This is a genomic window from Methanocalculus sp. (assembly GCF_029762515.1).
Taxonomy (GTDB): domain Archaea; phylum Halobacteriota; class Methanomicrobia; order Methanomicrobiales; family Methanocorpusculaceae; genus Methanocalculus.
Map to the genome: position 1 here is coordinate 1 of NZ_JARVGN010000328.1, position 2,655 is coordinate 2,655.

A 2,655-nucleotide genomic window follows, 5' to 3' on the forward strand; every position below is an offset into this window, starting at 1 on the left:
CTGATCTTCGTCTTCATCTTCCCCCTCTACTTCACCTCGCAGTTCTTCATGATGAGCATCATGAATGAGCGGATCGAACGTCGTGGCGAGATCCTCCTTTCAGCACCATACCGCCCCTCTGCCATCATCATCGGAAAGGCGCTCCCCTATTTCGTGATGATGGTCGCAATCTCATTCATTCTCATCGTGATCAGTTCCCTCCCCGTAAACACCATCCTCCCGCTGATCCCGGTGATCTTCTTCTTCCTCGCAAGCGCGCTCGTCATCGGGATGCTCGCACGCAGTTTCAAGGAGCTCTCCTTCCTCTCGATCTTCTTCTCAACGATCGCCACATCCTACCTCTTCTTCCCAAGCATCTTCGCCAATGTCCATGTCGTCTCCCTCATCTCACCGCTTACCCTGATCGTCCTTGAGATCCAGGGAGACTCGTTTACCCTGATGGATTATCTCTATTCAACGAGCCTCTTCTATCTCACAAGCATCATCCTCCTCTATGCCGGTTCTATGAACTTCACTGAAGAGCGGCTCTTCTCGCTCCACCGTCTCATCCCGCGGACGATCGAGTTCATCTCTGCGGGAATATCAAAGACGTACCCGATCCTATCCGTCTCTGTACTTGGCGGGCTCGTCATCCCGTTCGTCTTTATGGTGCAGCTGATGGGGCTTGTCCTCTTCTTCAACCTCCCGATGCCGCTCTCCCTCCTCCTCCTGATCGGTTACGCGGCGGTGACAGAAGAGGTGGCAAAGTCGATTGGAATCTATGCACTGGCAAAAATCCTCCCCGGCGGCCTTACCTGGCGGCTTGTCATCTTCGGCTCTGCCGGAACTGCGCTCGGTTTTCTTGCCGGAGAGAAGCTCCTCCTTTTTGCAACAATTGCACAGGTGACAGAATCGATCTTTGGGAGTGTTATGTTCCTCTCACTCCAGCTCCTCTGGATGCCGTTCCTCCTCCATGCAGGCTGCCTTGCAGTCGTCGCAGTCGCCCTGAAAGCCGGGGGGTTCCGCTGGTATATCCCCGGTATCATTCTTGCCACACTCATCCATGTCTTCTATAACCTCACCGTCATCGGGGTGATCCCACTATGAAGAGCCGGAATGTCCTGATAGTAACAAAGAAAGAACTTGGCGGAATCTATGCCGAGAAGACGATCGTCTTTGCGATCCTCCTCCAGCTCTTCATCGCACTCTTCTCGTCCTTCCTGATGGTCGGACTGACGACGATGTACGATCCTGATGCTCTTGCCGGATACCAGGGTGTCGAATATGGGATCGGGTATGTCGGACCTGAGGGAGAGCTCTATTCAATCATCGATGATCGGCGGGATCTTGGTGCCTACAGAATGGATCTGGATGTTGCCATTGCTTCGCTGAAAGAACGCCAGCTCCAGGCTGTAGTCTTTGTCCCGGATACCCCGCCAGATGCCGAAGGCCCCGTTCTTGTTACCCTTTATATGCTCCAGAACGATATCCAGTCAGCAATCGTTGAAGTGAAGATGAAAGAAGCGTTTCTCGTCTATGAAGAAGCACTCAGGAGCACGAGATCTGATCGCCTCACCATGAATCCAATCCTGCTGAATTTCCCCGATTCAGGGGGACGGTCAAACTACTTTGAGTTTGTATTTGGCCTCTTAATTCCGCTTCTTGTCTTCATGCCCGCGATCATATCTGCTGCACTCATCATCGATCTTATCACAGAAGAGTATCAGGCAGGGACGCTTGAGACACTCCTCTCGACAACCGTCACTTATGGCGAGATGCTCTGGGGCAAGATCCTCGCCTGCATCGTGATCGTGCCGATCCAGTCTGCGGCATGGCTTCTTCTCCTTGCAGCAAACGGGATCGTGGTGCAGCACCCGCTTGAGATCCTAACCCATGTGGTGGCGGGATCGATGATCCTGATCATTATCGGCGCCTTCTGTGCGCTTCATTATCGGGAGAGGACGAGTGCACAGTTCATCTTCTCAACAGCGGTCGTCGTCCTGATCATCATCGCAATGTCATTCCCCTACAATCCGCTGAACCTCATCGTCAGGCTCGCTGTTGGGACAATAGGGTCTGCGCACTGGCTCCTGCTCCTGGGTGTCATGGCACTCGCCCTTCTCCTCTCACTCCTCCTGACAAGGTATGCATGGAGGATCAGCCGCCTGCCGCAGTGAGCAGAAGATCAGTCGGCTCTGCCTTTCCGCCCGGAAAAAGCTATATGGGCGGACTGTGAGGTTACCATACTTATATGGTTCTCTCCTATAACCCGGATCTCTTCGTCTTTCTCCTTCTGACAGCAGCAATAGCGCTTCTGATCTTCTTTACCATAATATCCATCCGCATGATCTTCTCCCTCTCCAGAATGAGGGAGATGCGGCGAAAAAAAGAGATGGAGGCATCATTTTCTCTTTTTCCCGATATCCGTAAGAGCCGGTTCCTTCAGGATATGGGGAAGAAATAGGTGAGCCTAAATAGTCGTATCGTCTGAAAATAGTGATATGAATAGCCGGGGGGACGAATAGGTGCGGTCGAGAAAGGAGGTTGTCTCACTCCTGAAAGGATTAAAGGCTGAGATGGCTGCATCATTTGGGGTAACGCAGCTGGGTGTCTTCACCCCGCCTCTTCCCGGCGACGATGCGCTCCATGTGATCGCCGCCTTCTCAGAGGATCGGG

The 2,655-nt window shown here is 52.9% G+C and carries 2 protein-coding genes and 1 pseudogene; all 3 read left to right on the plus strand.

Annotated elements, in window-relative coordinates:
- Nucleotides 1-1,086, plus strand: a pseudogene (locus QCH34_RS10400) (PrsW family intramembrane metalloprotease); the annotation flags it as partial.
- A complete protein-coding gene (locus QCH34_RS10405) occupies nucleotides 1,083-2,156 on the plus strand; it encodes an ABC transporter permease (protein WP_300333817.1) in 1,074 nt (357 codons plus the stop codon). The pseudogene QCH34_RS10400 and the gene QCH34_RS10405, both read left to right, overlap by 4 nt.
- 74 nt (nucleotides 2,157-2,230) lie before the next feature.
- Nucleotides 2,231-2,443, plus strand: coding sequence for a hypothetical protein (locus QCH34_RS10410; RefSeq protein ID WP_300333820.1), 213 nt, complete (start codon nucleotides 2,231-2,233; stop codon nucleotides 2,441-2,443).
- The last annotated feature ends 212 nt before the right edge of the window (nucleotides 2,444-2,655 follow it).

What these genes read in the sequence shown, in the direction of transcription:
- QCH34_RS10405 (WP_300333817.1), top strand. Translation starts at nt 1,083, where the DNA reads ATGAAGAGCCGGAATGTCCTGATAGTAACAAAGAAAGAACTTGGCGGA.
- QCH34_RS10410 (WP_300333820.1), top strand. Translation starts at nt 2,231, where the DNA reads ATGGTTCTCTCCTATAACCCGGATCTCTTCGTCTTTCTCCTTCTGACA.